The sequence below is a fragment of the Lentzea sp. NPDC051213 genome (assembly GCF_044455585.1).
In the GTDB taxonomy this organism is placed as follows: domain Bacteria; phylum Actinomycetota; class Actinomycetes; order Mycobacteriales; family Pseudonocardiaceae; genus Lentzea.
On sequence record NZ_JBITEX010000005.1, the window covers coordinates 241,637 to 267,374 of the forward strand.

General features: G+C 68.0%; 31 protein-coding genes. 14 read left to right on the top strand and 17 right to left on the bottom strand.

Annotated features, from left to right (window positions below; translation table 11 throughout):
* Positions 1-8 precede the first annotated feature (8 nt).
* From ACIA8G_RS23490 to ACIA8G_RS23520, 7 genes are all read left to right on the top strand, one after another.
* A complete protein-coding gene (locus tag ACIA8G_RS23490) occupies positions 9-746 on the top strand; it encodes a hypothetical protein (protein ID WP_396420791.1) in 738 nt (245 codons plus the stop codon).
* 111 nt (positions 747-857) lie between these two features.
* Entirely contained in the window at positions 858-1,034 is a 177-nt protein-coding gene (locus ACIA8G_RS23495; protein ID WP_396420792.1) for an LPXTG cell wall anchor domain-containing protein, read from the top strand.
* Positions 1,035-1,083: 49 nt separating this feature from the next.
* Positions 1,084-1,857, top strand: coding sequence for an SDR family NAD(P)-dependent oxidoreductase (locus ACIA8G_RS23500; protein WP_396420793.1), 774 nt, complete (start codon positions 1,084-1,086; stop codon positions 1,855-1,857).
* Positions 1,858-1,924: 67 nt separating this feature from the next.
* Positions 1,925-2,479 (top strand): orotate phosphoribosyltransferase, encoded by a 555-nt coding sequence (pyrE, locus tag ACIA8G_RS23505; protein ID WP_396421261.1) that lies wholly within the window; start codon positions 1,925-1,927, stop codon positions 2,477-2,479.
* A 67-nt stretch (positions 2,480-2,546) separates the two neighbouring features.
* Positions 2,547-2,915, top strand: coding sequence for a DUF2784 domain-containing protein (locus tag ACIA8G_RS23510; RefSeq protein ID WP_396420794.1), 369 nt, complete (start codon positions 2,547-2,549; stop codon positions 2,913-2,915).
* Complete coding sequence (locus tag ACIA8G_RS23515; protein ID WP_396420795.1) at positions 2,887-3,552, top strand: TrmH family RNA methyltransferase; 666 nt, start codon at positions 2,887-2,889, stop codon at positions 3,550-3,552. The genes ACIA8G_RS23510 and ACIA8G_RS23515 overlap by 29 nt, the downstream gene beginning before the upstream one ends.
* A gap of 25 nt (positions 3,553-3,577) precedes the next feature.
* Positions 3,578-4,675: a glycoside hydrolase family 76 protein gene (locus ACIA8G_RS23520; RefSeq protein WP_396420796.1), complete on the top strand. Its 1,098-nt coding sequence runs from the start codon at positions 3,578-3,580 to the stop codon at positions 4,673-4,675.
* Here the strand turns inward: ACIA8G_RS23520 and ACIA8G_RS23525 are convergent.
* Complete coding sequence (locus ACIA8G_RS23525) at positions 4,662-5,396, bottom strand: sugar phosphate isomerase/epimerase family protein (protein WP_396420797.1); 735 nt, start codon at positions 5,394-5,396, stop codon at positions 4,662-4,664. The two genes, ACIA8G_RS23520 and ACIA8G_RS23525, sit on opposite strands and share 14 nt — an antisense overlap.
* Positions 5,390-6,364, bottom strand: a complete 975-nt coding sequence (locus ACIA8G_RS23530) for a LacI family DNA-binding transcriptional regulator (protein ID WP_396420798.1) — start codon at positions 6,362-6,364, stop codon at positions 5,390-5,392. The genes ACIA8G_RS23525 and ACIA8G_RS23530 overlap by 7 nt, the downstream gene beginning before the upstream one ends.
* Before the next feature lie 33 nt (positions 6,365-6,397).
* Between ACIA8G_RS23530 and ACIA8G_RS23535 the strand changes: the two genes are divergently transcribed.
* Together ACIA8G_RS23535 and ACIA8G_RS23540 are read left to right on the top strand one after the other, a co-directional pair.
* Positions 6,398-7,243 carry a PfkB family carbohydrate kinase gene (locus ACIA8G_RS23535; RefSeq protein ID WP_396420799.1) on the top strand — a complete coding sequence of 282 codons (846 nt, stop codon included), beginning with the start codon at positions 6,398-6,400 and terminating at the stop codon, positions 7,241-7,243.
* On the top strand, positions 7,207-7,842 hold the full coding sequence (locus ACIA8G_RS23540; RefSeq protein ID WP_396420800.1) for a nucleoside/nucleotide kinase family protein: 636 nt from the start codon (positions 7,207-7,209) through the stop codon (positions 7,840-7,842). Before ACIA8G_RS23535 ends, ACIA8G_RS23540 begins: the two co-directional genes overlap by 37 nt.
* Here the strand turns inward: ACIA8G_RS23540 and ACIA8G_RS23545 are convergent.
* Positions 7,839-8,633, bottom strand: a complete 795-nt coding sequence (locus tag ACIA8G_RS23545) for a right-handed parallel beta-helix repeat-containing protein (protein ID WP_396420801.1) — start codon at positions 8,631-8,633, stop codon at positions 7,839-7,841. The genes ACIA8G_RS23540 and ACIA8G_RS23545 overlap by 4 nt on opposite strands.
* 241 nt (positions 8,634-8,874) lie before the next feature.
* Positions 8,875-9,543 carry a DedA family protein gene (locus ACIA8G_RS23550; RefSeq protein ID WP_396420802.1) on the bottom strand — a complete coding sequence of 223 codons (669 nt, stop codon included), beginning with the start codon at positions 9,541-9,543 and terminating at the stop codon, positions 8,875-8,877.
* A 156-nt stretch (positions 9,544-9,699) separates the two neighbouring features.
* Here ACIA8G_RS23550 and ACIA8G_RS23555 point away from each other — a divergent pair, with 156 nt between their 5' ends.
* A complete protein-coding gene (locus ACIA8G_RS23555; protein ID WP_396420803.1) occupies positions 9,700-11,076 on the top strand; it encodes an FAD-binding oxidoreductase in 1,377 nt (458 codons plus the stop codon).
* Here the strand turns inward: ACIA8G_RS23555 and ACIA8G_RS23560 are convergent.
* From ACIA8G_RS23560 to ACIA8G_RS23590, 7 genes are all read right to left on the bottom strand, one after another.
* On the bottom strand, positions 11,073-12,509 hold the full coding sequence (locus ACIA8G_RS23560; RefSeq protein WP_396420804.1) for an amidohydrolase family protein: 1,437 nt from the start codon (positions 12,507-12,509) through the stop codon (positions 11,073-11,075). The genes ACIA8G_RS23555 and ACIA8G_RS23560 overlap by 4 nt on opposite strands.
* A gap of 42 nt (positions 12,510-12,551) precedes the next feature.
* Complete coding sequence (locus ACIA8G_RS23565; protein ID WP_396420805.1) at positions 12,552-13,697, bottom strand: glycoside hydrolase family 18 protein; 1,146 nt, start codon at positions 13,695-13,697, stop codon at positions 12,552-12,554.
* Between the two features lie 158 nt (positions 13,698-13,855).
* Positions 13,856-14,572, bottom strand: coding sequence for a DedA family protein (locus ACIA8G_RS23570; protein WP_396421262.1), 717 nt, complete (start codon positions 14,570-14,572; stop codon positions 13,856-13,858).
* 23 nt (positions 14,573-14,595) lie between these two features.
* Positions 14,596-14,790 (bottom strand): hypothetical protein, encoded by a 195-nt coding sequence (locus tag ACIA8G_RS23575; RefSeq protein WP_396420806.1) that lies wholly within the window; start codon positions 14,788-14,790, stop codon positions 14,596-14,598.
* A gap of 4 nt (positions 14,791-14,794) precedes the next feature.
* Complete coding sequence (nagA, locus tag ACIA8G_RS23580; RefSeq protein ID WP_396420807.1) at positions 14,795-15,946, bottom strand: N-acetylglucosamine-6-phosphate deacetylase; 1,152 nt, start codon at positions 15,944-15,946, stop codon at positions 14,795-14,797.
* On the bottom strand, positions 15,946-16,854 hold the full coding sequence (locus tag ACIA8G_RS23585; protein ID WP_396420808.1) for an ROK family protein: 909 nt from the start codon (positions 16,852-16,854) through the stop codon (positions 15,946-15,948). The genes nagA and ACIA8G_RS23585 overlap by 1 nt, the downstream gene beginning before the upstream one ends.
* Positions 16,855-16,962: 108 nt before the next feature.
* The gene (locus ACIA8G_RS23590) at positions 16,963-17,526 is read right to left on the bottom strand and encodes a SigE family RNA polymerase sigma factor (protein ID WP_396420809.1); all 564 of its coding nucleotides are present in this window, start codon (positions 17,524-17,526) and stop codon (positions 16,963-16,965) included.
* A 40-nt stretch (positions 17,527-17,566) separates the two neighbouring features.
* Here ACIA8G_RS23590 and ACIA8G_RS23595 point away from each other — a divergent pair, with 40 nt between their 5' ends.
* Positions 17,567-17,851, top strand: a complete 285-nt coding sequence (locus ACIA8G_RS23595; protein ID WP_396420810.1) for a YciI family protein — start codon at positions 17,567-17,569, stop codon at positions 17,849-17,851.
* On the opposite strand, the gene ACIA8G_RS23600 is transcribed toward ACIA8G_RS23595, so the two are convergent.
* From ACIA8G_RS23600 to ACIA8G_RS23610, 3 genes are read right to left on the bottom strand one after another with little or no spacing between them, the layout of a single operon-like run.
* Positions 17,841-18,692: an SDR family oxidoreductase gene (locus ACIA8G_RS23600; RefSeq protein ID WP_396420811.1), complete on the bottom strand. Its 852-nt coding sequence runs from the start codon at positions 18,690-18,692 to the stop codon at positions 17,841-17,843. The two genes, ACIA8G_RS23595 and ACIA8G_RS23600, sit on opposite strands and share 11 nt — an antisense overlap.
* 44 nt (positions 18,693-18,736) lie before the next feature.
* Entirely contained in the window at positions 18,737-19,663 is a 927-nt protein-coding gene (locus ACIA8G_RS23605) for an aldo/keto reductase (protein WP_396420812.1), read from the bottom strand.
* Positions 19,664-19,683: 20 nt separating this feature from the next.
* Positions 19,684-19,968 carry a DUF427 domain-containing protein gene (locus ACIA8G_RS23610; RefSeq protein WP_396420813.1) on the bottom strand — a complete coding sequence of 95 codons (285 nt, stop codon included), beginning with the start codon at positions 19,966-19,968 and terminating at the stop codon, positions 19,684-19,686.
* A gap of 113 nt (positions 19,969-20,081) precedes the next feature.
* On the opposite strand from ACIA8G_RS23610, the gene fbaA reads away from it, so the two are divergent.
* Positions 20,082-21,116, top strand: coding sequence for a class II fructose-bisphosphate aldolase (gene fbaA / locus ACIA8G_RS23615; protein WP_396420814.1), 1,035 nt, complete (start codon positions 20,082-20,084; stop codon positions 21,114-21,116).
* A gap of 74 nt (positions 21,117-21,190) precedes the next feature.
* On the opposite strand, the gene ACIA8G_RS23620 is transcribed toward fbaA, so the two are convergent.
* Positions 21,191-22,306, bottom strand: a complete 1,116-nt coding sequence (locus tag ACIA8G_RS23620; RefSeq protein WP_396420815.1) for a hypothetical protein — start codon at positions 22,304-22,306, stop codon at positions 21,191-21,193.
* A gap of 250 nt (positions 22,307-22,556) precedes the next feature.
* On the opposite strand from ACIA8G_RS23620, the gene ACIA8G_RS23625 reads away from it, so the two are divergent.
* Positions 22,557-22,967: a DUF3151 domain-containing protein gene (locus ACIA8G_RS23625; protein ID WP_396420816.1), complete on the top strand. Its 411-nt coding sequence runs from the start codon at positions 22,557-22,559 to the stop codon at positions 22,965-22,967.
* A 6-nt stretch (positions 22,968-22,973) separates the two neighbouring features.
* Positions 22,974-24,134 carry an aromatic acid exporter family protein gene (locus ACIA8G_RS23630; protein WP_396420817.1) on the top strand — a complete coding sequence of 387 codons (1,161 nt, stop codon included), beginning with the start codon at positions 22,974-22,976 and terminating at the stop codon, positions 24,132-24,134.
* A 159-nt stretch (positions 24,135-24,293) separates the two neighbouring features.
* Here ACIA8G_RS23630 and ACIA8G_RS23635 read toward each other — a convergent pair whose 3' ends face one another.
* Positions 24,294-24,923: an HNH endonuclease family protein gene (locus tag ACIA8G_RS23635; protein ID WP_396421263.1), complete on the bottom strand. Its 630-nt coding sequence runs from the start codon at positions 24,921-24,923 to the stop codon at positions 24,294-24,296.
* 104 nt (positions 24,924-25,027) lie between these two features.
* A complete protein-coding gene (locus tag ACIA8G_RS23640; RefSeq protein ID WP_396420818.1) occupies positions 25,028-25,684 on the bottom strand; it encodes a hypothetical protein in 657 nt (218 codons plus the stop codon).
* Positions 25,685-25,738 lie beyond the last annotated feature (54 nt).

Here is a 25,738-nt window from a genome sequence, read left to right on the forward strand (position 1 = left end):
CTTCAGCTGTGGACATACCGGTGTGGGTCTGGTTCACCGTCGCCGCGGTGGCGGGTGTGGCGGGGTTCGCCCTGCTCGCGACCGACCGGGCGCAACGAACCGCGCGCAATCGTGAGCGCCGCCGTTGGGCTGCTCTGCGTGGCTGGCAGTTCGAAGAGACAGACCACGTCCTGCCGACACGCTGGGAAGCGGGTGCCATCGCCTACTACGGCACTGGGATCGCGCGTGACGTCGTCGCGGGCTCGACCTTCACCGCGGACGGACGGCGCCAGGTCTACGTGCTCGACCACGAGACCGGCGGCAAGGTCAACTCGGTGCTGGTCGGCGTGCGCTGCCGCCGGGCGTTGTCGGTGGTGATCGAGCTGTGGCTCTCGACGGTGCCGTTCCAGCGCGACAACGACAAGATGCCGATGCCGGACCTGCTGGGGCCGGTCGGCTCGCGGTACGCGTTCGTCACGGACGTCCCGCCCGCCCGCAAGATCATCACGCCGGACCTGATCGACGCCGCCGAGGAGATCGGTGGCGACGTCACGGTCGTCTGGCTGGAGAACGACTGGGTGCTCGCCGCCGCGCCGCCGAACTCGTCGCCCGCGCGCCTCGAGCGGCTGCTGCGCGACATCGGTGAGCTCGCCGACGTCATCGATCCTTTCGACCCGGATCCTTCCGAGGCGGAACCCGCCGAGGACGCCGCGGACGAAGAAGGTGGCGAGGTCTACCGGCCGTCGTTCGGTCGCAAGCAGCCGTAACCAAAGTCGACGTGACCTAGGTCACACTTTTCTCCGTGTAAAACATTCCGTGTCGATGCAGATACTCCGTGCGTAAGTCGTCGCGTCCCCACTCCCCCGGAGGGAAGCACGATGTACGGAGTGAAGGTTGTGCCACCTGTAGCCGTCGCGGGTACGGCGTCTGTGGTGACGCTCGCCAACACGGGTGCGTCAGTCGGGTGGTTGCTGTTCGGCGGCGTAGCACTGGTCGTGTCCGGCCTCGCGCTGCGCCTGCTCGTGCTTCGACGCCCTGCCAAGCGCGAAGCGTGATCATCGGCGCGCTTCGAACCCGGCGGTTCAAGGACTAACGTGCGGTGGCATGCCTATCGCACTGGTGACCGGATCGACCGTCGGGATCGGAGCCGCCTTCGCCCGCCGGCTCGCCGCCGAGGGGTATGACCTCGTGCTGGTCGCGCGCACCGCGTCCGCGCTGGAGGAACTCGCGCAGCAGCTGCACGACCGCCACGGCGTGCACGTCGACGTCCTGCCGGCCGATCTCAGCGACCACGGTGACCGCGCCAAGGTCGAGGCGCGCCTCGCGGAGTCGCCGGTCGACCTCCTGGTCAACAACGCCGGCTTCGCGAACACCGGCGAGTTCTTCGCGGCCGACGTGGAGAAGCTGCAGGCCCAGCTGGACGTCAACGTCGCCACGGTGCTGCGCCTGTGCCGGGCCGCGATCCCCGCCATGATCTCCCGCGGCAAGGGCGACGTGATCAACGTGTCCAGCGTCGCCAGCTTCCTGCCGGGCCGCGGCACCAGCTACAGCGCAGACAAGGCGTGGGTGACGGCGTTCTCCGAGGGCATGTCTCTCGCGGTTGGACGGTCTGGCGTGCGGATCATGGCGCTGTGCCCCGGCTTCGTGAAGACGGAGTTCCACAAGCGCGCGAAGATCGACATGTCGAAGACGCCGGACTGGCTCTACGTCGACGCCGACCGGCTGGTCCACGAAGCCCTGCGCGACCTGCGCCGCGGCAAGGTGCTGTCGATCCCCGGCGCCCAGTACAAGGCGATCGTGACCCTGACGAGGGTGTTGCCGCGGGCAGTGGTGCGCAAGATGGCGTCGCGGTTCGCCGGTGGACGCGGCCGGACCTGAGCAGTGACGAAGGGTATGCGGCGCCCGCCGCGCCGGTGTGCGAAGCTCACGACCCGTGCGAACTGAAGTGGTCTTGGACGCGAACGCGAAGTCTGAACTCGCTCGTCTGGTGAGCGAATTGGCCGTCGTGCACGGCAAGGTAACTCTCTCTAGTGGCAAGGAAGCTGACTACTACGTCGACCTGCGGCGAGCCACGCTGCACCACGCCGCGGCACCGTTGATCGGCAAGCTGCTGCGGCAGCTCACCAGCGACTGGGACTTCGTCGCTGTGGGCGGTCTCACGCTGGGGGCCGACCCCGTCGCCTACGCGATGATGCACTCCGCCGCGATCTCCGGTGACGTGCTCGACGCGTTCGTGGTGCGCAAGGCCAGCAAGGCCCACGGCATGCAGCGGCAGATCGAGGGCATCGACGTGCGCGGCCAGCGCGTGCTCGCCGTCGAGGACACCTCCACCACCGGCGGTTCGGTGCTGACGGCCGTCACGGCGTTGCGCGAGCACGGTGCGGAGATCGTCGGTGTCGCGACGGTCGTCGACCGCGGCACGGGTGCCAAGGAGGCCATCGAGGCCGAAGGTCTGCAGTACCGGTACCTGTTGGACCTGAACGACCTCGGTCTTGCCTGACGCCTGAAGGTTTTATCGAGAGCGCTTCGAGCCACCCCGTCCTAGTCTGGAGGACGGGGTGGTGCGAATGGCCAGGTTCTTCGCCGAAGCGGTCATGATGCTGCACTTCGCCGTGCTGGCGTTCCTGCTCGTGGGCGGGTTCTTCGCATGGCGGTGGCGCGGTGTCATCTACCCGCACCTGGCGATCGGTGCGTGGGCGATCCTCAGTCTGCTGGTGCCGGTGACGTGCCCGCTCACGTCCGCGGAGGAGTTCTTCCGCGCGCAGGCCGGGCTGCCGTCGCTGGGCACCGGGTTCATCGACCACTACATCGACGGCGTCTGGTACCCCGAGAGCGCGTCGATGTTCGTGCAACTCGTGCTCGGGTCGATCGTGATCGTCTCGTGGGTCGGCTTCTATGCTGGCAGCCGTGCTGCTCGAAGGCTTTCACGCTGTTAAGCACGCGTTGCGCTTCGGCGCCCACGTGCACCCGTTGATCACGACGGATCTCGCCGCCGCGATCAGCCTCGCCGAGACGCACGCCCCCGACCTGCGCGAGCAGTTCGCGGCCGCGACCGAGGTCGACCAGGCGGCCTTCAAGATCCGGGCCGGGCGCATGCACCCCACCGGTGTGGCGGGGTTCGCGGAGCAGCCGGACCTGCCGTTCGACCGCAACGCCCCGATCGTCCTGCTCGACAACCCCCGCAACCTCGGCAACTTCGGCGCCGCCATCCGGGTGGCGGCCGGCCTGGACGCGGGCGGCGTGCTCTCCACCGGTGACGTGGACCCGTGGCACCCCAACGTCATCAGGGGATCCGCGGGCCTGCACTTCGCGCTCCCGGTCGCGAAGACCGAGACCCTGGACTTCGCCGGTGAGCTGATCGCGTTCGACGCCGACGGCGATCTCCTCACCGGCCCGATCCCCGACAACGCCGTGCTGGCGTTCGGTTCGGAACGCCACGGCCTCTCCCCGGAGGTCCGCGCGAAGGCCGCCAGGATCGTCCGACTCCCCATGCGGGACAGGGTCAGCAGTTACAACCTGACAACTTCTGTGGCCATGGGCCTGTACCACTGGGCGATTCACCGAGCTTCTTGACCGATCAAGCCCGCACGATGGCGCAGTGGTGATCGCGAAACTGCTGGCGGCGCGGGCCGGTGTCGCCGAGCGGGCGGTGTACTCGAGGCACTTGCGACGTGTTTGGGGTGTGCCGGGCACTCTGCTCGGGGCGCGGGCGTGGCCCCCGCTGCTGCGGGACAAGCTCCACACGAGCTTCAACTACTGGTGGCAGGCGCACCTGCTCGACTGCATGATCGACGGCTACCAGCGTTCGCCGAGCGTGCTGCGCAAGGCGGCCATCACCAAGGTCGTGCGGGGCATCCGGGTGCGCAACGTCCTCGGCTGGACCAACGACTTCTACGACGACATCGCGTGGCTCGGGCTCGCCCTGCAGCGCGCCCAGCACGAGCTCGGCATCGCCAAACCCAAGGCGCTGGACGCCATCGCGGAGCGGCTGCGGGACGCCTGGACCGACCACGCCGGCGGCGGCATCTGGTGGAAGCGCAACGACGACTTCAAGAACGTGCCGGCCAACGGCCCGGCCGCGATCTTCCTCGCCCGGCAGAACGACCGCACCGATCTCGCCCGCGCGCGATCCATTGTGGACTGGGTGGAGGACAACCTCGTCGACCCCGCCAGCGGTCTCGCGTGGGACGGCCTGCACGTCCACCCGACGGGCGAGGTCCGCGAGGTCGAGAAGAACATCTACACCTACTGCCAGGGCGTGCTTATCGGCGCGTGCGTCGAACTGGCGAAGCACGGCCAGCAGGAGAAGTGGCTCGACCGGGCAGCGCGCACGATCACCGCGGTGCACGACGACCTGGCCACCAACGGTGTCATCAGGGGGCAGGGCGGCGGTGACGGCGGCCTGTTCGCCGGCATCCTCACGCGCTACCTGGCCCAGGCCGTGCTCACGATCCCCGAGCTCGACCCCGCCCGGCACGAGACGGCCGATCTCGCCAGGGAACTCGTGATCCAGTCAGCGGAAGCGGCGTGGCTCAACCGAGTGAGTGCGGTGAGCGGCCCGTTGTTCGGTCCGGAGTGGACGATCCCGGCGGACGAGCGGGAAGGACGCGACCTGTCCGTTCAGCTCGGTGGCTGGATGTGCCTCGAGTCGGCGGCCCTGCTCGAACGGCACGGCCTGAACGTCACTGGGGCTTGAGGTAGCTCAGCAACGACTTGGCGTCCTCGCGGAACTGCTCGGGCGAGTCGTCGAGCACGAACTCAAGCAACGCGTTGCGCTCGATGCCGTCACGCGCGAGTTCGGTCAGCACCGGCCTCCACATGTCGCGGCGCGCGGCGAGCGGCAGCCGATCCTTGAAGCCGCCCGGCCCCCAGGAGAAGACGTGCGCCGTCACCGGTTCCAGCGTGCGCACCTCGTGCACCGCGGAGAACACGTCCTGGCCTCCGCGTGGCTGCCAGTACGACACGACGCCCTCGACCTCTTCGAGCAGTTGGACGGTGGAGTCCAGCGTGTCCGTCAACGTGTTGCCGTGGTACTCCAGCGCGATCCGCGTGCCCATCGCCTCGGCGTGCTCGACGGCGTGCTGCAACGCCTCCACCACCGGCCCGCGATCGGGACACTCGGCCGATCCCGCGGTTCCCGCCCACACCCGGACCAGCGGCGCGTCCAGTTCGGCGGCGGTCTCCAGGATCGCCGCCAGGTCACCGCGATCGGACACGCCCGCGCGGTAGTACGACCCGTACGCCGCCACCTTCAGGCCGGTGTCCAGCGCACGCCGTGCCGCCGCGAAGTCACCGGGCGGTACGTGCACGTCGCCGCCCCACTCCACGGCCTGCAGCCCGCATTCCGTTGCCAGCTCGCCGATCTCCTCGACCGACAGCTGCCGGAACGTCACCGAGACGAGGCCGGGGATCAGCATCCGCAGGACTGCCGGTGCATCAGCGAGGGCGCGAGCCGGATGGTCTCCGGTGGCCTCGTCGGGTCGGCGATGCGGGAGAGCAGCAGCTTCACCGCGGTCCTGCCGATCTCCTCGACGGGCTGGGCCAGCGTGGTCAGCGGCGGTTCGATCAACGTCGCCCACTCGACCTCGTCGTAGGACACGACGGCCAGGTCGGTGCCGAGCTTCAGGCCGCGGGCGCGGGCCTCGTGCAGCATGCCGATCGTGACGAGGTGGTCCGCGGCCACGACCGCGGTCGCCGGGTCGTCCTGGTCGAGCAGCGGCGCGAGCCAGCCGGCCTGCGACACCAGTGCCTCGTCCCACTTCAGGCCCGCGCGGCCGAGGCCGAGCCGGTAGCCGAGGATGCGTTCCTCCGTGGTGGCCACGCCCGTCTTGCCGCAGAGGATGCCGATCCGCCGGTGCCCCAGTTCGGCGAGGTGCCGGACCAGGCCCGAGGTGGCCTGCACGTTCTCCGGCCCGACCTGGTCGATGTCCTTGGCCATGGTGAGCCGGTCCACCAGCACGGTCGGGATGCCCAGCCGCTTGAGCTCAGGGAGCACCAGGCTCCCGCCGCCGGCCGAGGGTGTCAGGAGCAGTCCGTCGACCCGTCGTGAGCGCAGCATTCTGACCGCTGTCTGCTCGGATTCGGGGGTGTCCCTGGTGTCGATCAGCACGAGCGAGTAGCCGCATCTCGTCGCTTCGGACTCGATGGCGGCGATCAGCTCGGCGAAGTACGGGTGGGAGACCAGCGACACCGCGAGGCCCAGCGACTTCGTGCCGCCCATGACCAGCGATCGCGCGATGGCGTCACCCGTGTACCCGGTTTCGTCGATCGCCTTCTGGACCCGCTCTCGCGTGTCTCCCGCGACCGGCCTGGTCTCGTTGATCACGTGTGACACCGTGGTGATGGAGACCCCCGCGAGAGCCGCGACATCCCGCATGGTGACCATGGCCGGGACCTTACCCGTTTGGAGGAAGCCCAGATGGCAGCCGTGCTGTGTGTCGGGCTGACAACTCTCGACGTGACTCAGCGGGTGGACGTTTTCCCAGAACCCGGCCACAAGGTCAGGTCGCTCGACGCCGTCCTGTCACCGGGTGGTCCCGCGGCCAACGCGGCCCGTGCCGTTGCCGCACTCGGCGGATCGTCGTCGCTGCTCACCGCGTTGGGTGCGGACGCTCTGGGTGAATTCGTGCGGGCGTCCCTGGCGCCGGTGGTCGTCACCGCCGTGCCGGGAACCACGCCGGTCAGCATGGTCGTCGTCCGTGACGGCGACGGAGAACGCACCGTCGTCTCCCGCAACGCGTCGGTGCCGGTCACCGCGCCGGACCTCGACGGCCTGCTCGACGGCGTCGACGTCGTGCTGGTGGACGGTCACCACGACGGCCTGGTGCTCCCGGTCGCCCGCGCGGCGAACGCGCTGGGATTGCCTGTGGTGCTCGACGCCGGGAGCTGGAAACCTGTCCTCGATCACCTGTTGCCGCTGGTCGACGTGGCCGCCTGCGCTTCGGGGTTCGAGCGGTCGGAGGCCGAGGTGCACTCCTACGGGGTGCCGCTGGTGATACGCACGCACGGTGCGGCGCCGGTGACCTGGTCCCGCGACGGCTCGACCGGAGAGCAGCCCGTGCCGGCGGTGGAGGTGAAGGACACGAACGGTGCCGGGGACGTCTGGCACGGCGCGTACGCCTACGCGCTGGCGTCAGGTGCGGACCCGGTCGCGGCCATCGGCTTCGCGTCGGAGGCGGCCGCCGTGCGCGTCGCTGCGGTCGGGGACTGGGTTGAAAGGCTGGCACGGTGGCAGGACAGCAGGTCAAGTTCGAGGAGCTGCTAGAGCGGGCCCGAGCGCTCACCGATCTGGGCGAGCGCAAGATCCTCGGGATCGGCGGCGCACCGGGTTCCGGCAAGTCGACACTCGCGCGCAGGATCGTCGAGGCGCTCGACGGTCAGGCCGTGCTCGTCGAGATGGACGGCTTCCACCTCGCACAACGCGAGCTGGAACGGCTTCGGCTGGTCGAACGCAAGGGCGCGCCGGACACGTTCGACATCCCCGGCTACGTCGACCTGCTCGGCCGGATCAAGGCGTGCGGGCCGGACATGATCTACGCGCCGGAGTTCCGCCGCGAGATCGAGGAGCCGGTCGCCTGCGCGGTGCCGGTGCACCCGGACGTGCCGCTGGTCGTGACCGAGGGCAACTACCTGCTGCTCAACTACGACAAGTGGAAACGCGTCCGGATCATCCTCGACGAGGCGTGGTTCCTGTTCATCGACGAGGACGTGCGCGTGCAGCGCCTGATCGACCGCCACTTGCGGTACGGGCGGACCTTGTCGGAGGCGGAGGAACGCGTGCTGCACGGCACGGACCACGTCAACGCGTTGATGGTCAACTCGTCCAAGGGATCAGCGGATCTGCTGATCACCGAGGTGCTTTAGCTGCAGACGATGCTGAAACAACCGAGCGCGTCGTTGTTGGAAACGTTGCCGCCGCCGTCTTTGACGGTTCCTGCGGTCGCCCACATCCCGTACTGACCGTTGTTCTCGCTGACGTTCTTCCGCACGGTGATGTCGAGTGGGATGGGGACGTTGACGCGCAGTCCGTCCTCGACGTTTCCGGCGAAGGTGTTGCGGTCGATCACGGCGGGCCCGGTGAGTGGTTGTTTCACGTCGACGAACAGACCTGCGAAGCGCATGTTCTCGAACCGGTTGCCGCGGATGATGCCGCTGCCGAGTTCGTGGACGCCGATCCAGGGACCGCCGCTGAACGTGTTGCGCAGGAGTTCCAGCCGGCCGGGTGCGTACACGTCGAAGTGGTCCAGTTCGCTGTCGCGGATGGTGAGTCGCTCGGACGCGCCGACCCGCAACGGGTTCAGCCTGGTGTCGATGATCTCGGTGATGGTGCCGCCGATGAAGTTGATGCCGTTCGTCGTGCCCTGGTCGCCCTGGATGATGAGGTGATCAGCGCCGATCTGGTTCAAGGTGAACGTGCTGCGCAGCAGGTGGCAGCGTGCGCCGCAGAAGAGCCGCCACGCGTCGATCTTGCTGCGCAGGAACGTCACGGACGTCGTGCCGTTCCACAGGTAGGTCCCGTTCCTGTTGCCGACGGTCGCGTCGATGAACCTGGTGTTGGTCGCGTTCTCGGCGACGATGTTGATGCCGGCCACCGTGCCGTTGCGGATCGTCGTGCCGTCGACGTTCGTCATGGTGAGCACAGGAGAACCACTCACCGTGTGTCCGTTGAGGTTGATCGTCACCCCGTTTGCCCCAATGGTGAGGCCGGCCGTTCCGGAACATTCCAGATCGGCTGTCAACTTGACGCTTTGTCTCAGGGTGTCACCGCATTGCGGCATCGCTTGTGCTTGTGCCGGTGTTACTGCGCCGAACAGTGCAATTAAGCCGACTAATGCGCCTGAAAATCGCATGACAGGCCTCCCCTTGCCTTTGCGGAAAGGCCAGGGTGGCAGATTTTCAGCGCGCGTGGTGCTCGCTCAGGTGTTCCAGGTCGTCGCTGGTCTCGTCGACGGGCTTCTGCATCTCTTGGCGATAGCGCCAGATGCCCCAGCCCGTGCCACCGAGGAAGAACGCCACACTGATGACCAGCGCCGCCGTCTCCAGCCAGGGAAGTTCCTGCAGCACGCCCGCGCCGTAGTACCCGGCCAGCACCAGCGTCGGCACCCACGCGATGGCCCCGATGGTGGTGGCCAGCGTGAAACGGCGGATGTCCATCCGCGCGGCACCGGCGATCATCGGCGCCAGCGTGCGGATCCACGGCAACCAGCGGGCGAGCACGACAGCCCAGAACCCGCGCCGGTCGAGGAAATCACCCGCGCGCGTCAGGTTCTTCCGGTTCAGCACCTTGCCACCCTTGCGTGCGAGCACGCGGGTGCCGGTGTGCCGGCCGATGTAGTACCCGACCTGGTTGCCGACAACGGCCACGATCAGCGCCACACCGGACAGTGCCCACGCCGAGAACTCGCTGTTGTGCTGCGCCAGCACCACGCCGGCGGCGAACAGCAGCGAGTCACCGGGCAGGAACAGCCCGAAGATGAACGCGCACTCGAAGAAGATGAAGCTCAGCACGATCAGCCACACGGCCACCGGACCTGCGGTCTCCAACGAGGCGAAAGCATGCGCCACGGTGAGCCAGCCTACGTTGTGGTGTGCCGCCGGCACGGCGACATCGGTCTAACGGGTCGACGAAATCTGGGTTGAGCACACACAGTCACCTCGTGAACTCCCTTCGTTCGAGATCACTTTCGAGTGAACCAGTCGAGTCGGACTAGCGTGGGACACATGGAGACGCTGCTCGCCGAACTCCGCGCGGCGCTGGGTGACCAGGGCGTGGTGACCGACGCCGATGTCACGGCCGGCTATCAGCGCGACATGATGCCGCTGGCGCCGCACGGCAGCCCGTTGGCAGTGGTGTTCCCGCTGGACACCGAGCAGGTCCAGGCCACGGTGAGGGCCTGCGCCCGCCACCGCGTCCCGATCGTGCCGCGCGGGGCGGGCAGCGGCCTTTCCGGTGCCGCGAACGCCATCGACGGCTGCGTGGTGCTCGTGACGACCAAAATGGACGCGATCGTGGAGATCGACGCCGACAACCGTCTCGCCGTCGTCGAACCGGGCGTGATCAACCTCGACCTGCGCGGCGCGGTGGAGAAGGACGGCCTGTTCTACCCACCGGATCCGAGCAGCTACGACTGGTGCACGATCGGCGGCAACCTCTCCACCAACGCGGGCGGCCTGTGCTGCGTGAAGTACGGCGTGACCACCGACTCCGTGCTGGGGCTGGAGGTCGTCCTGGCCGACGGCGAGCTGCTGAAGACCGGCCGCCGCACGGTCAAGGGCGTCGCGGGCTACGACCTGACCAAGCTCTTCATCGGCTCTGAGGGCACGCTGGGCGTGATCACCAAGGCCACCCTGGCCCTGAAGCCGCTCCCGCAGGCACCCGCCACGCTGGTGGCCGCGTTCAGCAGCACCGCGACGGCCGGTGCCGCGGTCAGCCGGATCGTCCGCGAGGGCCTGGTGCCGTCGCTGATGGAGATCATGGACCGGACCTCGATCGAGGCCGTCGAGCAGTACCTCAAGACCGAACTCGGTGCGGGTCCAGGCTGCGCGGCCCTGCTGATCTGCCAGTCCGACGCGGGCGGCGAGCAGGCCCGCCACGAACTGCAGCAGATCGAGACGATCTGCGCCGAGGCCGACCTCGTCTACGCGACCGACGACGTGAACGAAGGCCGCGACCTGCTCACGGCCCGCCGGGCTGTGCTGACCGCGCTGGAGGTCTACGGCTCCTGGCTGACCGACGACGTGTGCGTGCCGCGCACCCGCATCGCCGAGCTCATCCAGGGCTGCGAGGACATCGCGGCGGAGGTCGGCCTCAAGATTGCCGTCGTCGGCCACGCGGGCGACGGCAACATGCACCCCACGATCGTCTACAACCCGGCGTCGGAGGACGAGTTCGCCCGCGCCCAGAAGGCGTTCGACGACATCCTCGCCGTCGGGCTGGCGCTTGGGGGCACGGTCACCGGTGAGCACGGCATCGGCAAGATCAAGCGTGAGTGGCTGGCCAAGGAGATCGGGCCGGTCGGTCTCCGGGTCCACCGCGAGATCAAACGCGCGCTGGACCCGGAGAACCTGTTCAACCCCGGTTCGATGTTCAGCCTCTAGCAGCACGCCCGCTGAACAGTGGGAAATGGCTCCTGAGCGGCCTTCTCCACATCCGCGAGCATCTTCGTCCGTTCCGCGGGCCCGAGCACCCTGCCCCGAGTAAGCACCGCGTGGATCCGCTGCGTGTTGCGGATGTCGGCCAACGGGTTGCCGTCCAGCACCACGAGGTTGGCCTTGGCACCCGCAGTGAGCGCGGCGCCTCGCGTACCGGCCTTCAGCGCCGCCCGAGGTGACAGCCCGGCCTCGACCAACAACTCCAGCTCGTCGTGCACCGAGAAGCCGGAGAACACGTACGGGTTGCCCGCGTCCGTGCCGAGCAGGACCTCGACGCCGTGCGAGTGCATCTCGGCGACCTGTTCCATGCGGCGCTTGAAGAACTCGGCCTGCTGCCGGATCTCCTGCGGTGTCACCGGAGCCCAGTTCTTCAGGCCGTCGCGCCAGAAGTCCCGGTAGAACGCAGGCATGTACTTCATCCGCGGATCGTTCGCGAACCGATCCGCCGGACTCGAGTACACCCGCATCGCGACCATCGTCGGGCTCAGCGCCGAGCCATTGCGCCGCAACCGTTTCGCGAGCTGAACGGTCTTGGACCTGCTGTGCGACGCGGCAGCCTGGCGTTCGAACTCCAGCACCTGCTTGAACCACGCGAACGAGTTCGCCGGATCCAGCGGCAGGTCCCGAATCGCTTGGCGCAGTTCGGTTTCCCGCGTGCTGGTCGCGAGCGGCAGGCCGTACATGTGCTCGAACGTGCGCTGCCCCAGATCGCTCGCATCGCCCAGCGCCACGTGGTTCGAGCAGTGCCCGGCGAACGTGATGTCCTGCCGCGTGCACTCGTCCGCGATGGCGGTGAGCGTCGCGCGGTCCAGGTACGAGTAGACCTTCACGAAGTCGGCGCCCTGGGTCTTGGCGTCACGCACGGCCTGCCGGCCCTCGTCCGGCGTGCTGACGATCACGGCGCCGGGCAGGGTGGAGTGTGGGCCGTCGATGATCGAGCTGCCGACGACGAGCTCTGGCCCGAACACCTCGCCGCGGGCGATGCGTTCGCGCAACTCGTAGAGCGGCGGGAAGCCCCACATCTCGCGGATCCCGGTCACGCCGTTGACCAGGCACAACGGCAGCGTGATCCGCTCCGAGTAGGCGCCGTGCACGTGCATGTCCCACAGGCCGGGGATGACGAACTTGCCCGCCAGATCCAGCACCGTCGATCCGCGCGGCAACGGCAGGTCGCACGAGCCGACTGCGAGGATCTTGTTGTCCGCCAGCACGATCGTGGCGTTGGAGCGAGTGCCGGTCGCGTCGACGAGCGTGACGCCGCGCAGTGCCGTGACGGAGGTGAGAGCGGCGGCCCGGCCCGGTGCGAGCAGGCCCATGCCTGCCGCCGCACCGAGCCCGGCCAGCCAACCCAGCACCTCACGTCGAGTGGTGTCAGTCATGCCTTCAACCAACACCTTGACGTTACGTCAGACTCAAATCCTTTAGCGCGCCATCGCCTTCAGCAGCGAGTACTGCGCGTCGTCGTGCCCGAGCTCCCACATGAACGTGCCGAGCAACCCGCGTGAGCGCGCGAAGTCCGCGCGGAGGCCGATCGACCGCGGGTTCTCGTAGGAGACGAACTTCTTCTCCGCCGCGTTGTACAGCCACGGCGACTGTGCGACCGGGTGCCAGTACTCCTTCCAGCCAGGAGCAGCCTTCAGCTTGAGCGCTTCCTCGTAGCCGTCGACCCAGAACGCGCTGTCGTAGGCCTGGTAGAGGCCGTGCTGCGGGCCCTCGGTCTTCACGTTGAAGCCGCGGCCGTAGAACGGCGTGCCCAGCACCATCTTGCGCGGCGAGACGCCGTGCCGCTGGTAGTAGTCGATGGCGCCGACGACGTTGTTCCACCTGCGGTCCGCCGGCGGCATCGGGTCGGAGGAGACCTCGCGGAACGGTGCGTTGAACGTCGACACGGGCGAGAAGCCGGTGCCCATGTCGTAGGTCATCACGTTGATGAAGTCCATGATCTGCGACAGCTCGCGCAGCTCGAACGACTTCGCGGGGTCGTACGGGCCATCGGTCTGCAGTCGGCCGGTCGGCAGCGCGGCGGTGACCAGCTTCTTGCCGAGCGCGCGGCGGAAGTCCTTGGTCAGCAACGTCATGTTGCGCTTGTCCTCTGGCCGGTCCTTGATCTCCGTCGGACCGCCGTAGACCGGGAACTCCCAGTCGAGGTCGAGGCCGTCGAACGTGCCGTCCGTGAAGAACAGGTCCACACAGGACTTGACCAGCGTCGATCGGGAAGCCGGAGTCAGTGCCGCGTCGGAGAAACCGCCGGCGCCCCAGCCGCCGAGGGAGATCAGGGCCTTCAGCGACGGCTTGCGCTTCTTCAGGTCGCGGATGTCCGCGAAGTCCTTGGCCGCCGTCGCCGCCGGCATCACGCACTTGCCGTTCTCGATCAACGCGAACGCGTAGAACAGGTGCGTGACCGGGGTGTTCGTGGGGATCGACGAGATCGGCTTGCTGGCGCTGTACCAGTTGCCGTAGTAGGCGCCGACGATCTTGCGCGGTCCGGCCTCCGCAGCCGGGACAACGCCAAGTGAGACGGAAAGGGCGGCTAGTGCGACCGCCAATCCCTTGCGCAACAACGACATCACAGGCCTCCACCCAGGTGGTTTAGACCAAAGCAACCTAGGGCCGACAGCCGGTCCGCCGCAAGACCGCGTGCGGATGTGCCTCCAGGCCGGGTGAAAAACCGGGAAAGCCCGCAAAAAAGGCCCGCCTGCCGGAGCAGGCGGGCCTCAGCCGCTGGTCAGCGCTCGGCGCGCGGGATGACCTGGGTCGAGTCGTCCTGGAGCTGAGCCTGCATGACCTGGGTGATGTCGTCCGCCTCTTCCTGCATGAGCGACTTCTTCTCCCGGCGCGCCTTGATCACCTCGATGATGATCGGCACGATCGACAGGAACACGATGGCGAGCAGCGTGACCTCGAGGTTGTTCTTGATGAACGAGACCTGGCCGAGGAAGTAGCCCAGGATCGTCAGACCCGCCGCCCACGCCACGCCGCCGATCGCGGAGTACGTGAAGTACTTCTTCGGGTCCATCTTGCCGACACCGGCCATCGCCGTGATGAACGTGCGGACGATAGGCACGAAGCGGGCGAGGACGATGGCGCGCGCGCCGTACTTGTCGAAGAACTCCTGCGTCTTGTCGACGTACTCCTTCTTGAAGATCTTCGACTCGGGCTTGCTGAACAGCGCAGGGCCGGCCTTCACGCCGATGTAGTAACCGGCGACGTTGCCGACGAACGCGCACACCGTCAGCAGCACGCAGACGAGCCAGAGCGGGGTGTCGATGGTGCCCGCCGCAACGAAGAGACCCGCCGTGAACAGCAGCGAGTCGCCGGGCAGGAAGAAACCGACGAGCAGTCCGCACTCAGCGAAGATGATCAGGCAGAGTCCGATGAGCATGTACGGGCCGAGCCCGTTCAGCAGAACGGTGGGGTCCAGCCAGTCAGGTCCCAAGGCAATCGTCACGGCCACAACGGTACAGGTCAGCTGAGCGTGATCACTGCGGCCACCGTGCCCGCAGCCAGGCCCAACAGCAGCGCCAGACCCAGCACCCACCACAGCGACAGGTGGGCAGGACGTTCCGGGGGAGCCGGGACATGTGCGACAAATCCGGCATTGGTGCTGGTCGCCTGGGCACGCAAAGCGTCGGTCACCAGTCGTTCCGGATCGTCCGCCATGCACCTATTCCTTGACCCATGCGCCCTTGACCATCACGTCCCTCGGCTTCAATTCTGCATCCAGCACGACGATGTCCGCAGCGAGCCCTGCCGCCAGCTTGCCGGTGTCGAGTCCGAGCAGCTCGGCGCCACGCGTGGACGAGGCGTACACGGCCTCCACGAGCGACAGGCCACAGGAGTTGACGGCGTTGCGGAACGCCATGTCCATGGTCAGGGTGCTGCCGGCCAGGGAGACGCCGCCGGCGAGCGTCGGGACGCCGTCGACCACGCGCACTTCAAGGCCGCCGATGTCGTAGACGCCGTCACCGACGCCTGCGGCCGCGATCGCGTCCGTGATCAGCACGGTCCTGCCGGTCCCCGCGTGGCGTGCGGCCAGCCGGACGGCGGTCGGGTGCAGGTGCACGAGGTCGCAGATGAGCTCGACGGTCACGCGCTCGTCGTCCAGCAGGGCGCCGATCGGGCCGGGCTCGCGGTGGTGCAGCGGGCGCATGCCGTTGAACAGGTGCGTGGCGACCGAGGCGCCCGCGTCGACGGCCGGGCGGACCTGCGCCTCGGTGGCGTCGGTGTGGCCGATGGCGGCGATGACGTTGTTGTCCACGAGCTGGCGCACGGCGTTGACCGCGCCCTCCAGCTCCGGCGCGATCGTGATCATCCGGATGGTGCCCTTGCCGGCGTCGAGCAGCTTCGTGACCGCGGTCTGCTCGGGCGGGCACAGGATCGCCGGGTCGTGCGCGCCGCAGCGGGCGGCGGACAGGAACGGGCCCTCCATGTGGATGCCCGCGACCACGCCCTCCTGGACCAGCTCGGCCAGCGCGGACACCTGGTCGGCCAGCTCGGGCACCGGGCGGGAGACCAGCGAGGCGAGCAACGTCGTCGTGCCGTGCTTGCGGTGTGCGGCCGCGGCCCTGCGCACCTTGGCGGGATCGCTGCTGGTGAACGCGTCACCGCCGCCGCCGTGGCAGTGGATGTCCACGAACCCCGGCACGATCGTGCCACCGCCCACGTCGCTCGTCGGGCCCTCGGGCGCGGCGCCTTCGCCCACGGCCGCGATCCGGCCGTCCCGGACGCTGACCCACCCGTTCTCGAGCACCCCGCCCGGCGTGACGACCCGACCATTGGTCAGGGTCACGTCGACAGGTCCACCCCACGTGCTCATCACGCCTCCAGCATGTCGATGGCCAGCAGCGCCGCGCCGAGGAAGCCCGCCTCGTCGCCGAGCGCCGCGAGCCGCAGCTCCGGTCGGCGCTGGAAGGCGATCAGCCCGTCCAGCCTTGCCCGCAACGGCTCCACCAGCAGGTCTCCTGCCAGTGCGAGCCCGCCACCGAGCACGACGGCTTCAGGGCCGAGCAGTGTCGCCAGCACCAGGATCCCCCTGGCCAGCGCGTCCACCGCCTCGTGCCACACCGCGATGGCGTCCTGATCCCCGTCTTTCACCCTGCTTGCGACTTCAGCGGCGCCGTTCACGGGAGTGCCGGTACGTGCGGTGTACCGGCGGGCGATCGCTGCGGACGACGCGACCGTCTCCACGCAGCCGATCTGGCCACAGGCGCACGGCACGCCATGACCCACGTTCACGTGCCCGATCTCGCCCGCGTAGCCGTCCCCGCTGAAGATCTCCCCGTCGAGCAGCAGCGCACCGGCGATGCCCGTGCCGATCGGCAGGATCACCGCGTTGCGCAGGTCCTTCGCGGCACCCATGCGGCATTCGGCGAGGCCGGCCGCACGGACGTCGTGACCGAACGCGACCGGGATGCCCAGCCGTTCGGTGAGGACCGAGCTGAACGGGAACTCGCTCCACGGCAGGTTCGTGGTGTACACGCCCACGCCGTTGGCCTCGTCCACGATCCCTGGCGCGACGATGCCAACGGTGTCGATCTCGTGCTCGGAGGCCCGGCGCAACTCGCCGACGAGCTCGGTGATCACGTCGAGGAGCGGTTCCAGCTCGTCCGGCGTTGCCCGGCGTGCGTGCTTCTCCGCCACCACTGCGTCCGAGGTGCCGGTGACCAGCGCCGCCTTGGTTTCGGTGCCACCGATGTCAACGGCGACCACGTGTCTGCGTGCCACGAGGACTGATCCTGCGGCATCGGAGCCCTATTGGTCTATACCAAGTACCGGATTGGGCGCGTGTTCCTACACGGTGAAACCACTCTCACCGGGCAAAACGGCTTTTGGTCACCCAGCCATGATCTTCTGCAGTGCGTCGAGCGCACGGGACGCCGTCGACTTCACGGTGCCCTTCGAGATACCGGTCGCCTCGGCGATCTCGGCCTCCGACAGGTCGCCGTAGTACCGCAGCACGAGCACCTCGCGCTGCCGCGGCGGTAGCTGCTGCAGCGCCTTGACCACGGCCTGGTGCTCGGCCGTCAGCATCGCGAGCGACTCGGCCGAACGTGCGTTCGCCACGTGCGGCGGGATGTAGTCGCGTGCTGTCTTGCGCCGGCGCAGCACGCTGCGCGAGCCGTTGACCACGGCCGTGCGGAGGTAGCCCACGGCCGCCTGTGCGTCGCGCAGGCCCTTCCAGTTGCGGTGCAGTCCGGCGAACGCCTCCTGCACCACGTCCTCGGCCGTCGACGGCTCGTCCACCAGCAGCAGCGCGAGCCTCACGAGGCGCATGCGGTGCTGCTTGTACAGGTCTTCGAGCGTGAGCGGCCCTGTGGGAGGTCCTGCGACGCCGTCTTGGATCCGCAGGTTGGTCAGGGTGTCCTGCACGCTGCGCGGGGTTTCGTCGCCAACCACAAGGTAGGACGGTACCGGTCAGCATCGCTACGGTGGTCGCATGGCCCGCTTTGCTGTCGAATTGGTGTTCGGTCCGGACCGCGAGAAGCGCCTCGAGGTGCGTCCGGCGCACCGCGAGTACATCGCCTCCCTCGCCGAGAAAGGCGTGGTCCTGGCCGCAGGTCCGTACGCGGACGACACCGGCGCGTTGATCATCTACGAGGCGCAGGACGAGACGACGCTGAAGGAGATCATCTCCGCCGACCCGTACACCCCGGCGAACGTGATCACCAAGTGGGAGATCCGCGTCTGGAACGCCCTGCTGGGCTCCTGGCTCACCGACTAGCTGCTTGACCACCCGGTCCGACCAGCCCTGATGTGTCGCTCGCGGCCATCTGCCGGTCGGCCTCGGCCACCTCATCGACCGCCTGGCGGTCCACGACCATCGGCGTGAACGCGCGGAAGTACTTCAGAGCGCCGACCCAGCCGGGGACGTGGACCGCCTTCGCTCGTTTCTCGATGCCCTTGACGACGGCCCTGCCGACGTTGCGCACGGGGTACTTCTTGCCGGCGACCCCCGGCATGCCCTGGCGCAGCTTGCCGAAGACCGGGTGCTGGTCGGCGCTGTTGACCATGTCCGTCGAGATCCACGAGAAGTACGCGGTGCCGACGCCCACGCCCAGGTGCCTGACCTCGGCCCGCAGGCTGTCCGCGAACGCCTCGCAACCCGCCTTCGCCGCCGAGTAGGCCGCGTTGCCCGGGATGTGCACGATGGCGGCCAGCGACGACACGACCAGGCAGTAGCCGCGGCTGCGGATCAGGTGCGGCAGCGCTGTGCGAACCGTGCGCCACACACCGAGCAGGTTGACTTCGATGACCCGTTCGAACGCCTTCGGGTCCATCGAGCGCACGAACCCGGTGGCCGCGATGCCCGCGTTCGCCACCACGACGTCGATGCCGCCGAAGTGCTCGGCGACCTCGTTCGTGACGCGTTCGAGCACGTCCCAGTCGGTGACATCGGCTTCCCACGCCTTGCCGCCGGTCTGCTGGGCGACCTCTTCGAGCTGGGCCTTCTCGAGCCCGACGAGCGCGAGCCGAGCCCCGCGCGCGGCCAGTTGCCTCGCCACCTCGGCGCCGATGCCCCTGGCCGCGCCGGTGATCAGTACCACCTTGCCCGTGACGTCCATGCCGTCACGGTAACGCAACCTACTCCCGGTAAGCTACTGGCAAGTTAAACTACGCTGAGGCGGTCCACCTCGGCCTGCGTCAGTTCGAGGTCGAGGACCTGCACGATGTCGCTGAGCTGCTCCAACGTGCGTGCCGACGCGATCGGCGCGGCGACCGTGGGCTGCTGCGCGAGCCACGCCAGAGCCACCGCGGCCACCGTCGTGTCGTGCGTCTCGGCCAGTTCGTCGAGCACCTCCAGCACCTGCAGGCCGTGCTCGTCCAGGTACTTCGACGCGGCCTTGGCCCGAGCGCTCTCGACCTCGACGCCCGGCCGGTACTTGCCGGTCAGGAAGCCCTTGGCGAGCGACCAGTACGGCACGGTGGCCAGGCCGTTCTTCGCGACGACCTGCTGCAGGTCGCCCTCGAACTGGTCGCGGCTGACCAGGTTGTACTCGGGCTGCAGCGCCACGAACTTCGCGAAGCCCTCGCGCTCCTGGATCTCCAGCGCCTGCGCCAGCCGTTCGGCGGAGAAGTTGGACGCCGCGATGTGGCGGACCTTGCCGTCCTGGACGAGCTGGTCGTAGGCGGCCAGCGTCTCCTCGAGCGGCGTGTTCGGGTCGTCGAGGTGGTTGTAGTAGAGGTCGATGTGGTCGACGCCGAGCCGCTTCAGGGAGCGGTCGGCGCTGGCCAGGACGGTGTCGCGCTTCTGGTTGTTGAACCCGGCGAGCATGCCGACCTTGGTGGCGACCACGACCTCGTCGCGGTTCCCACGGCCGGCCAGCCACTTGCCGATGATCGTCTCCGACTCGCCGCCGGAGTTGCCCTCGCCCCAGGCCGAGTACACGTCGGCGGTGTCGAGGAAGTTCCCGCCCGCCGCGGTGTAGGCGTCGAGCACTGCGAACGAGGCGTCCTCGTCGGCCGTCCAGCCGAAGACGTTGCCCCCCAGGCAAAGACGGGACACGTTCAAATCAGTGGTGCTCAAGATCGGCATACAGCGAAAGGTAGTCCGTCTCAGGCGGTGATCTCGACGCCTTTCCAGAACGCCACGCGGCCCTTGATCTGCGCGGCGGCCTCTTTCGGCTCGGCGTAGAACCAGGCGGCGTTGGCGTTCTCAGAGCCGTCGACCTGCAACGAGTAGTAGTTCGCCGTGCCCTTCCACGGGCAGAACGAGGTGTGCTCGGACGACGCCAGCACGGCCGGGTCCACGGACTCCAGCGGGAAGTAGTGGTTGCCTTCGACGACCACCGTGTCGTCACTCGAGGCGATGATCTTGTTGTTCCACCGGGCGGTTGCCATGACCTCCACTATGCCCTTACCGGCGGGTAGCCCGGAGCGGGTGGGAACCACCGGTCACCCGGCCTCGTAGGATGCGGTTGATACGCGTTCAGGGCGCCTGAGGAGGACGACCGATGCCCATCGCAACCCCTGAGGTCTACGCGGAGATGCTTGACCGGGCCAAGGCGAACGAGTTCGCCTACCCCGCGATCAACGTGACTTCGTCGGAGACTCTCAACGCGGCTCTGCGCGGATTCGCCGAGGCCGAGAGCGACGGCATCATCCAGTTCTCGACCGGTGGTGCGGAGTTCGCCTCCGGCACCAAGGTCAAGGACATGGTGACCGGCGCCGTCGCCCTCGCGGAGTTCGCGCACGTCGTCGCGGCCAAGTACCCCGTGAACATCGCGCTGCACACCGACCACTGCCCGAAGGACAAGCTCGACGGGTACGTGCGCCCGCTCATCGCCATCAGCCAGGAGCGGGTGGACAAGGGCGGCAACCCGCTCTTCCAGTCCCACATGTGGGACGGCTCCGCCGTGCCGATGGAGGAGAACCTCCAGATCGCGAGCGAGCTGCTCGACCTCAGCGCCAAGGCGAAGCTGGTCCTCGAGATCGAGGTCGGCGTCGTCGGTGGCGAGGAGGACGGCGTCGACAACGAGATCAACGACAAGCTCTACACGTCGCCAGAGGACTACCTGAAGACGGTCGACGCGCTCGGCGCCGGTGAGAAGGGCCGCTACCTGCTGGCCGCCACCTTCGGCAACGTGCACGGCGTCTACAAGCCGGGCAACGTGAAGCTCCGCCCGGAGATCCTCAAGCAGGGCCAGGACGTGGCGGCGGAGAAGCTGGGCCTCGCGGCCGGCTCGAAGCCGTTCGACCTCGTCTTCCACGGCGGCTCCGGCTCGCTGCTGGAGGAGATCCACGAGGCCGTGTCGTACGGCGTCATCAAGATGAACATCGACACGGACACGCAGTACGCCTTCACCCGCCCGATCGCGGCGCACATGTTCGCGAACTACGACGGCGTGCTGAAGATCGACGGTGAGGTCGGCAACAAGAAGGCCTACGACCCGCGCAGCTACCTCAAGGCCGCTGAGCAGGCCATGGCCGCCCGCATCGCTCAGGCGTGCGAGCACCTCAAGTCGTCGGGCCGCATGATCGCGGGCTGACCTGGCACAGGCTGAAATGCCATGAGGGTGACCTTCATGGACCTCAGGTCCATGAAGGTCACCCTCATGGACGTCTAGCCGAGTTTGAGGCGTGACGCGAGTAGCTGCGTCTCCGGCCGGTGGATCAGCATGTCCCCGGCCGTCCACAGCACCGCCAGCAGCACGGCGGTGACCGCTGCCGATGAGAACGAGATGGGCGGCCCCCACAGGTACTCCTGCTGGGCCCAGATGCCGACGTACCCGACAGTCGTGACGGCCGCCGATCCCAGCACGGCCGCGGCCGGCGTGGGCATCTTGACGACGTGCGCGGCGTCGATCGCGAGGCCGACGAGGATCAGGAACAGCGGCACCGCGGACTTCGGGAAGTCGATGCCGGCGAGCAGCGGCCAGATCAGGCACCGGTAGGCGATGTAACCACCGGCGACGGCCGCGGCCGCCCACGGCCGGTCGATCGTGCGCCGCGCGACCACCAGCACGATGGCCGCCGCGACCAGGCCCCACACCGGGTACACCCAGTCCGCGATGGGCAGCGCGAAGTGCACGACGGCCTCGCGCCCGACCGGCACGCCGAGCTGGTCGGCGGCGAACTGGATCAGGATCGGCTCGGCCTCGGCCCTGCCGCTGTCGTAGGCCTGCAGCGCGCGCACGCCGTACTCCTGGTGCTGGTTGGGGAACCAGACGTTCTCCAGGAAGAAGAACCACAGGGCGACGAGCCCGAACGTCCGCATGGTGCCCACGGGGAAGTACTTCATCCACCCGCGGATCGCGCCGGCCAGCATGACCGCCGTGCCCAGGTAGAGCAGCGCGTGCGACCCGCTCCAGCTCGTGATGTCGAGCCCGTTGATCCGGTGGTTGATGATGTCGATCGGCAGTGCGACGAGGAAGACCCCGCACCCGATCTGCATCAGCCGCAGGGTCACCTTGTCGACCCCGTACCCGGTGAACGTGTGGAACAGCGTGAGCCCGACCACGATCACCGTGCCGACGGTGTTGATCAGGTGCGGCGGCGCGAGGTCGTCGCGCAGCCACTTGAAGTGCCACGACACGTCCCACGACGACCCGATCAGCTTCAACAGCAGACCTACGAGCCAGAGCTGGTAGAGCTGCTTCGTCAGCGCCGCCGGTGTCTCCCTGCCGGGCGCGCCTCGCTCCCAGTACTGGTCGCGGAACTGCTTAACCCCCTGAATCATCCGCCCATCATGAAGTGAGGGTTCGTCATCAGGAAGGCCAACTCACCCTGGCTTTACCCTGATGTTTCCAATTCGTTTGCTCGGACGGGTGAACGCCGTTGATCTGTCCGGCCCAGCCCGGCACCATGCTCCGCCATGAGCAAGAAGATCGTCGCCGGAGTGCTCGTCACCGCTCTTGTGCTGGCCGTCGTGGCCGCCGTCGTGAGGGTGTTCGTCTCGTAGTTCCCCGTCGTGCGGCACGATGGGCCGCATGCATGAGAACCTCCTCGGGCCTGAGCCGACCCGTCTTCCTGAGCGCCCTGAGGCGCAGGCCGCCGCGGACGGTGGCACTGATCCCGCGAAGATCGTGCGGGCCTATCCCGATTTCTCCGAGGCTTGGGCCTTGCTGGCCGAGCGATCGCTGCACGCCGGCGACCCGGTGGCGGCGTACGCCTACGCCAGGACCGGCTACCACCGCGGCCTCGACCAGTTGCGTCGTTCCGGCTGGAAGGGCTTCGGCCCGGTGCCGTGGGACCACCGGCCCAACCAGGGCTTCCTCCGCGCGCTCGGCGCGTTGGCCCGGGCTGCCCGGGAGATCGGCGAGGACGAGGAGTGGGAGCGCTGCTCCAAGTTCCTCGCGGATTCCGACCCCAAGGCACCGGCCGCGCTCGGGCTGGTCTGAGCCGAGATGGGTGCGGTGCGGGATGCGGTCGGACGTGGGCTGACGCGGTGGCGTGGAGCCGCGCTGCCGATCGTCCAAAGTGCCCTGTCCGCCGGGCTCGCCTGGGTCGTGGCCACCCTCCTGATCGGCCACGAGCACCCGTTCTTCGCACCGATCGCCGCGGTCGTCTGTCTCGGAGTCTCGCTGGGACAACGGCTGCGGCGCGTCGGTGAACTCGTTGTCGGCGTGTCGGTCGGTGTCGGGGTGGGCGACGCGCTGATCAGCTGGATCGGCTCGGGTCCCTGGCAGATCGCGCTGGTGGTCGCCCTGGCGATGTCGGGTGCGGTGCTGCTGGACGGCGGTTCGATCATCGCGCTGCAGGCAGGCAGCAGTGCGGTCCTGGTCGCGACGCTGCTGCCGCCGAGCGCGGGCGGCGGGTTCGACCGCATGATCGACGCGCTGACCGGTGGCCTGGTCGGTCTTGCCGTGGCGGCGCTCCTCCCGGCCAACCCCGTCACCGTCGCCCAACGTCAGCTGAAGGCGCTCACGGGCGCCCTCAGCGGTGCGTTGCGCAACATCGCCGCGGCGATCGACGAGAAGGACTCGGTCAAGGCGGCCGGGGTGCTCGCGGAGCTGCGGACCAGCCAGACCGCGATCGACGACTACAAGGCCGCGCTGCAGACCGGGTCGGAGATCGCGAAGATCGCGCCCATCCGGTGGCGGTCCAAGGACGAGCTCGGCAGGTACCAGACCGCGGCCGGGCCGGTGGACTACGCGATCCGCAACACCAGGGTGCTTGCGCGCAGGACCATGGCCGCGCTCAAGGCGGACGAGCAGATCCCGGACGGGGTGGCCGAGGTGCTCGTGGCCTACGCGAACGCCGTCGACTGCCTGAAGAAGGAACTGGAGAAGGGCACGACGCCCCAGCAGACCCGCGAGGCGATCAAGAACGCCGCGCGGCCTCTGACCGCGCGGCGTCTCGGTGGGGACGGGTTCTCGTCCAAGGTCGTGCTGGCGCAGATCCGGAGTGTCGCGGTGGATCTGTTGCAGGCGACCGGCCTCAGTCGTGCTGAGGCGATGGAAGCGTTGCCGCCGCTCAGCCCTCCGGCCGGTTCAGCAGGCCCAGCAGCAGGGAATGAACCGGTTCGTGATCGCGAGGATCGGTCAGGGCACACGCAGCGCCCGTGATGGCGTACCACTCTTCCGCGCCCTCGTAGCGGACCAGTGCGCGGAGCTTTCCGTCGTCGGAAAGCTCGGTGCACAGTTCGAGGTCTCCCGTGACGACGCCGACCTCGTCGGTCATCACGCCGCCGGGGCCTGCCACGAAAAGCGAGGAGAGCGCAGCCATCAGCACCTTCCGAGCATGGTTCCCAACGCGTCCTTTTCGGCCTGGTTCACGCTGAGGTTCCAGTGGTCCTTAGTACGTACCCACATCTTGGCGTAAGTGCACCAGTACGACTGCAGCGGAGGCTTCCAGGTGGCCGGGGTCTGGTCGCCCTTGGCCTGGTTCACGTTGTCGGTCACCGCGATCAGCTGCGGGCGGGCGCGGTCGTTCGCGAACGCCTGGCGGCTGGCCGTCGTCCAGGTCGACGCTCCCGACCTCCAGGCGGCCGCCAGGGGCACGATGTGGTCGATGTCCACGTCGGAGGCCGCGGTCCAGGTGGCGCCGTCGTACGGCGAGAACCAGCGGCCGGAGGTGGCCGCGCACGACGAGTCGGTCACCACGTTCGTGCCATCGCGCTTGAGGACTTCCTCGCGGGTGTTGCAGGACCCCGACACCGTGCTCCAGTGCGGGAATTTGTCGCGCGAATAGCCCGTCATCGATCCGTCCGCGCGGACGGTCAAAGAAGCGAGCTGGGTCCGCGCCTCGGCGGCAGTGGGGATGTCCGGCGGTGTCGCGAGTGCAGGGGAAACGAAACCAATGGTCAGCGCTAATGCGGCAACTGAAACACCAATGGTTCGGTTAACTTTTGACATCATCCCGACCTTCCTTGTTGGAAAGTGATCGGGACCACCCTTAGTCACCATTTGGAATTAGGCAATGCCCTTGGGTGACGCTCAAGTGAATGACAAGCGCACGGTTAGACGCCTCGAACCAGCCTCAAGTCCTCGGTGTGGCGGTACCAGGTCCACTTGTCGACGGCCCGCGGATGCTTGTGACCATCCAGAACGGCGGTCGTGGGCAGGCAGCCGAGCTGAAAGGCGCGCGGCCGGCTCTCCCGCACACGGGACCCGATGAGGCGTTTGTTAACGATTCGGATGACGAGGCCCAAGCCGCCGTCCGGGTCCGGGGTGCACTCGATCCGGCTCGCCTGGCCGCGCAGCACGTTGTCCGCGTCGCTGTAACCAACGCCACGCACAGGTGACAACACGCCGCGGCCCATCAGCACTCCGCCGACGTCGTCACGCACGAGCGGGACGGGATCTACGTCACCGTTCAGGGCGATGTCCAGCGCGCGTCCGGGATCGGCCGAAAGGTCCCACAGCGCGGCCACCGGGGAATCGTCGACCGGCACGTACCCGAGTGCCACCGAACCGAGTTTCTCCTTGCGCAGCAATCGCAACGCCACCGCTGCAAGATCGGCGTCGGTACCCACTACGATGAGCCTGTCGGCGTCGAGGTGATGGTCAACGTGGTCTTTGCCGGGGCGTGCGGGCACCACCTGCACTTCGTCACGTTGAGTGATCATTGGCAACTGCGTGTTTCCGCAGGCCAACACGATTCCGCGCACGGTCATCTCCTGGTCTACCCTCGCTTACCGGCATTCGCTTGAACCAGTCCAAGTGCTTGG

Excerpts from the sequence above, each read along its gene's own strand:
- ACIA8G_RS23495 (WP_396420792.1), top strand. The coding sequence starts at position 858 with ATGTACGGAGTGAAGGTTGTGCCACCTGTAGCCGTCGCGGGTACGGCG.
- ACIA8G_RS23500 (WP_396420793.1), top strand. The coding sequence starts at position 1,084 with ATGCCTATCGCACTGGTGACCGGATCGACCGTCGGGATCGGAGCCGCC.
- ACIA8G_RS23510 (WP_396420794.1), top strand. The coding sequence starts at position 2,547 with ATGGCCAGGTTCTTCGCCGAAGCGGTCATGATGCTGCACTTCGCCGTG.
- ACIA8G_RS23525 (WP_396420797.1), bottom strand. The coding sequence starts at position 5,396 with ATGCTGATCCCCGGCCTCGTCTCGGTGACGTTCCGGCAGCTGTCGGTC.
- ACIA8G_RS23530 (WP_396420798.1), bottom strand. The coding sequence starts at position 6,364 with ATGGTCACCATGCGGGATGTCGCGGCTCTCGCGGGGGTCTCCATCACC.
- ACIA8G_RS23535 (WP_396420799.1), top strand. The coding sequence starts at position 6,398 with ATGGCAGCCGTGCTGTGTGTCGGGCTGACAACTCTCGACGTGACTCAG.
- ACIA8G_RS23555 (WP_396420803.1), top strand. The coding sequence starts at position 9,700 with ATGGAGACGCTGCTCGCCGAACTCCGCGCGGCGCTGGGTGACCAGGGC.
- ACIA8G_RS23560 (WP_396420804.1), bottom strand. The coding sequence starts at position 12,509 with ATGACTGACACCACTCGACGTGAGGTGCTGGGTTGGCTGGCCGGGCTC.
- ACIA8G_RS23565 (WP_396420805.1), bottom strand. The coding sequence starts at position 13,697 with ATGTCGTTGTTGCGCAAGGGATTGGCGGTCGCACTAGCCGCCCTTTCC.
- ACIA8G_RS23575 (WP_396420806.1), bottom strand. The coding sequence starts at position 14,790 with ATGGCGGACGATCCGGAACGACTGGTGACCGACGCTTTGCGTGCCCAG.
- nagA (WP_396420807.1), bottom strand. The coding sequence starts at position 15,946 with ATGAGCACGTGGGGTGGACCTGTCGACGTGACCCTGACCAATGGTCGG.
- ACIA8G_RS23595 (WP_396420810.1), top strand. The coding sequence starts at position 17,567 with ATGGCCCGCTTTGCTGTCGAATTGGTGTTCGGTCCGGACCGCGAGAAG.
- ACIA8G_RS23600 (WP_396420811.1), bottom strand. The coding sequence starts at position 18,692 with ATGGACGTCACGGGCAAGGTGGTACTGATCACCGGCGCGGCCAGGGGC.
- ACIA8G_RS23605 (WP_396420812.1), bottom strand. The coding sequence starts at position 19,663 with ATGCCGATCTTGAGCACCACTGATTTGAACGTGTCCCGTCTTTGCCTG.
- ACIA8G_RS23610 (WP_396420813.1), bottom strand. The coding sequence starts at position 19,968 with ATGGCAACCGCCCGGTGGAACAACAAGATCATCGCCTCGAGTGACGAC.
- fbaA (WP_396420814.1), top strand. The coding sequence starts at position 20,082 with ATGCCCATCGCAACCCCTGAGGTCTACGCGGAGATGCTTGACCGGGCC.
- ACIA8G_RS23620 (WP_396420815.1), bottom strand. The coding sequence starts at position 22,306 with ATGATTCAGGGGGTTAAGCAGTTCCGCGACCAGTACTGGGAGCGAGGC.
- ACIA8G_RS23625 (WP_396420816.1), top strand. The coding sequence starts at position 22,557 with ATGCATGAGAACCTCCTCGGGCCTGAGCCGACCCGTCTTCCTGAGCGC.
- ACIA8G_RS23630 (WP_396420817.1), top strand. The coding sequence starts at position 22,974 with ATGGGTGCGGTGCGGGATGCGGTCGGACGTGGGCTGACGCGGTGGCGT.
- ACIA8G_RS23635 (WP_396421263.1), bottom strand. The coding sequence starts at position 24,923 with ATGTCAAAAGTTAACCGAACCATTGGTGTTTCAGTTGCCGCATTAGCG.
- ACIA8G_RS23640 (WP_396420818.1), bottom strand. The coding sequence starts at position 25,684 with ATGACCGTGCGCGGAATCGTGTTGGCCTGCGGAAACACGCAGTTGCCA.